The 2,960-nt window shown below is 62.8% G+C and carries 3 protein-coding genes; all 3 read right to left on the bottom strand.

Going from position 1 to position 2,960, the window contains the following annotated elements; translation table 11 throughout:
• Window positions 1–1,303, bottom strand: a 1,303-nt coding sequence (locus I5M_RS10510; protein WP_022721369.1) for an alpha-D-glucose phosphate-specific phosphoglucomutase, incomplete at its 3' end; no start/stop codon positions are given.
• Window positions 1,304–1,391: 88 nt separating this feature from the next.
• Window positions 1,392–2,225, bottom strand: coding sequence for an alpha/beta fold hydrolase (locus I5M_RS10505; protein WP_031336024.1), 834 nt, complete (start codon window positions 2,223–2,225; stop codon window positions 1,392–1,394).
• A 145-nt stretch (window positions 2,226–2,370) separates the two neighbouring features.
• On the bottom strand, window positions 2,371–2,745 hold the full coding sequence (locus tag I5M_RS10500; RefSeq protein ID WP_022721367.1) for a response regulator: 375 nt from the start codon (window positions 2,743–2,745) through the stop codon (window positions 2,371–2,373).
• Between the last annotated feature and the right edge of the window lie 215 nt (window positions 2,746–2,960).

Below are 2,960 nucleotides of genomic sequence, written 5' to 3'. Positions count from 1 at the left end.
CGCCGGGATCAGCCTTCATCACCGCGGTGATTTCCGCGGCGAGCAGGCCGAGGATGAGGCCGTCTTTGTCGGTGGTCCAGACCGAGCCATCGTGGCGCAGGAAGGACGCGCCAGCGCTTTCCTCGCCGGCGAAACCGAAGCCGCCGCCGATCAGACCGTCGACGAACCATTTGAAGCCGACCGGGGTTTCGACCACCTTGCGGCCAATCTTGGCGGCGACGCGATCAATCATCGCGCTCGACACCGCGGTCTTGCCGATCGCCGAATTGGCTCCCCACTGCGGGCGATGGGCGAACAGGTAGGAGATCGCCACCGACAGATAATGGTTCGGATTCATCAGCCCGTTGGACCGGGTGACGATGCCGTGGCGGTCGGCGTCGGTGTCATTGGCGAAGGCGACGTCGAAATCGTCGCGCATCCCGATCAGGCGCGCCATCGCGTAAGGCGACGAGCAATCCATCCGCACCTTGCCGTCCCAATCCGCCGTCATGAAGCGGAAGGTCGGATCCACGATGTCGCTGATCAGCGTGGCGTTGAGGCCGTAACGCTCGATCAGCGGCTGCCAGTAATGCACCGCGGCGCCGCCGAGCGGATCGATGCCGATCTTCACGCCCGAGGCGCGGATCGCCTCCATGTCGACGACGTTGGCGAGGTCGTTCACATAGGGCGTGACGTAATCGCGGCGATGCACGCAATTGGCCGCAAGCGCGCGCGCATAGGGAATGCGCTTGACGCCCTTCAGCCCGTCCGCCAGTAGCGCGTTGGCGGCTTTCTCGACGACGCCGGTGATGTCGGTGTCGGCAGGGCCACCGCTCGGAGGATTGTATTTGAAGCCGCCGTCCTCGGGCGGATTATGCGACGGCGTCACCACCACGCCGTCGGCCAAGCCGCTCGAGCGGCCGCGATTATGGGTGAGGATGGCATGCGAGATCACCGGCGTCGGCGTGTAGCCGCCGCGCTCGTCGATGACCACCTCGACCTCGTTGGCGGCGAACACTTCAAGCGCACTGACCAGCGCCGGCTCGGCCAGCGCATGGGTGTCGATGCCGACATACAGCGGCCCGGTGACGCCGGCGGCGCGGCGATGATCGGCGACGGCCTGGCTGACGGCGACGATGTGATCTTCGTTGAAGGCGCTGTTCAGCGCAGAGCCCCGATGACCGGAGGTGCCGAAGGCGACCCGTTGGGCCGGAACCGCAGGATCAGGCTTGTTGGCGAAATACGCCGTCACCAGCCGCGGCACGTTGACGAGGTTGCTCGGATCGATCGTCTTGCCCGCCAGCGGGCTCACCTCGGCAGCCATATCGCACTCCACAGAACGGAAGTGCGATCCCTCGCCCGCCCTGCGGCGGGCGTCAAGGGCGCAACATGACCAAGCGACGGCCGATCGTCTATGGACCCATGGCTCGCGGATCGTCGTGCAGTTTCTTGAGGTCGATCGGCGAGACCTTGCTGTTGGCGCTGTCGGACAGGAACTGATCCAGCGTTGCCTGAATCCGCTCCTTGACGCTGTCGGGCCCGCGATCGCTCAGCTCGTTGTGCTGCGCGCCGGTGTCGACGATCTCGATGCCCGCCTGCTTGGCGACCTTGGCATCCGGCAGCACGCCCGGATCGGTCTTGAATTGCGGATCGTCGGAGCGGAACGACAAGATTTTGGCAAAGCCCGAGGTGACGAAAGGAACCCGCAAATTATCCAGCGTCACCACCCGCCGCACCATGTCCGGGTGCTGCTGGGCGAAGAACATCGAGATGTCGCCACCGTTGGAATGGCCGACCAGCGTCAGATGTTGAAAGTCCGCCTCGGGTTCAAGTTTCTTCAGCTGATCGATCGTGAACAGGATGTTCTTCTCACCCTTCTCGTAGACGCCGAGCCTGCCGACATAGAGATCTCCGGCAATCGTCATCAGCGGTTTGTCGCCGGGCACGTCCTGCTGAATGCTGGCCACCAGATAGCCGCGCGCCGCCAGCACGTTTGCCAGGAAGGAGTACTCGGTGTTCTTCACCGTGTTGCCGTTGCTGATGATCGCCACCGGCAGCGTCGTCATGCCGGCTTCGGCCTTCATCTCGATGTCGCGCCGCACGGCCAGATCGACGCTGACCGGCCGCTTACGCGCCTGATCGTAGAAATTCAGGCTGGCGTGGCGGATCGCCCAGTGGCTGAACGTGAAATAGGCGGTCGCCGCCACGACGCTCAAACAAGCCAGTATGATAAACGGGCGCTTCATCGACGGTCCATTACGCAAACACCTTGCCTACAAGGTAAGCCTAGATGATAGCTCGAAAAGACCGTGAACTAGAGCAACATCCGTTAAATTTCCGAAAGCTCTTCCTTTGTCGCGTGTGCAGCGCAATAACGCGGTGCACAATAAGTTAAGCCACTAACTCGGCCAGCACCGAGGAGATCTGCGACGGCGTATAGGGCTTAGGCACGAAACGTCCGCCGCTCGGCAGTTCGTTATCGTTGAGCTGAATACGGCCCGACGTCGCGACCACGCGGATCGGCGGCCAGCGGCCGCGGATTGCGCGAGCCAGTCGCAAGCCGTCCATCGATCCCGGGATCTGGACGTCCGTGAATACCACGCGAATGTCGTCGCGGCTTTCCAGAATCGCGATGGCCTCATCGGCGGTAGCGGCTTCGAGCGGCTCGAAGCCGGCCGCACGAACGATCTCGACGGCATCCACGCGCAACAGCCATTCGTCCTCGACGACGAGTACGATGGGCTTGTTTTGATCCTGTCTGTGCATTTCGGCACTCACCTTGTTCGAACAATCAAGGGTTTTGCCGCCAGATCGTTCCGCCATGAAGACAACTCGTACACAGCAGTTTGTATCACCCAATTATCAGCGAGCCTCCGGCGCGGCCGAGGCGCTCACAACAGTCTCCCGTCCGATCCGTGGAACGGATGCGGGCCGTCGGACTCACCGATCGGCAGCTGGTGAGTGACCAGATGCCGAACTCG

The organism is Rhodopseudomonas sp. B29, from assembly GCF_000333455.1.
In the GTDB taxonomy this organism is placed as follows: Bacteria; Pseudomonadota; Alphaproteobacteria; order Rhizobiales; family Xanthobacteraceae; genus Rhodopseudomonas.
Note: the sequence above shows the minus strand (reverse complement) of the source record. Positions and strands in the feature narration are given on the sequence as shown.

Coding starts and splice junctions, on each gene's coding strand:
- I5M_RS10505 (WP_031336024.1), bottom strand. CDS start 2,225: ATGAAGCGCCCGTTTATCATACTGGCTTGTTTGAGCGTCGTGGCGGCG.
- I5M_RS10500 (WP_022721367.1), bottom strand. CDS start 2,745: ATGCACAGACAGGATCAAAACAAGCCCATCGTACTCGTCGTCGAGGAC.